This is a genomic window from Terrabacter sp. 2RAF25, assembly GCF_052115265.1.
In the GTDB taxonomy this organism is placed as follows: domain Bacteria; phylum Actinomycetota; class Actinomycetes; order Actinomycetales; family Dermatophilaceae; genus Terrabacter.
Genome location: NZ_JBFRGJ010000056.1, coordinates 1 through 429, shown reverse-complemented (window position 1 = coordinate 429; position 429 = coordinate 1). Strand labels below are relative to the sequence as shown.

General features: G+C 60.6%; 1 protein-coding gene. It reads right to left on the bottom strand.

From position 1 onward, the window contains the following. A partial coding sequence (locus tag AB4091_RS21925) for a hypothetical protein (protein ID WP_442295039.1) occupies nucleotides 1-249 on the bottom strand: 249 nt, incomplete at its 3' end. Nucleotides 250-429: the final 180 nt, after the last annotated feature.

Below are 429 nucleotides of genomic sequence, written 5' to 3'. Positions count from 1 at the left end.
GTTTTGGTCTCCGAGCCGATAGGAAATCGTCTCGGTCGAGCCGGTGTTCTGGTTGAATGGTACCTGCCCGTCGTTGTTTGTATCATTCAGCGTGATGCGAGTGCTTTGTGCATAGAGCGGGCTGCCGGTCGCGCCGAAGGTCCTGCCCCCTAGGACAATATGGGCATTCTCGGCCACGTTGGCAGAACCAGTGCCCTCCGTCGGGTCCATGTCCGCAAGTCTGCCAAGATAAAGCCCGGCATAGGTCACGATAGGCATCTCTGTCTTACCTTCCGCTGCTTGAAATGATGTCGCGGATCGAGGCCGCCGCACCTCGGCCGGCAACGCCACGCAGCCGGGCCGTGGCCCGGTTCGCAGTCGCTTGGGTCGGGGCAGGATTCATGCCTGTTGCCATCCGCTCTTCCTGGTTGCAGACGACGACTGAAAGGC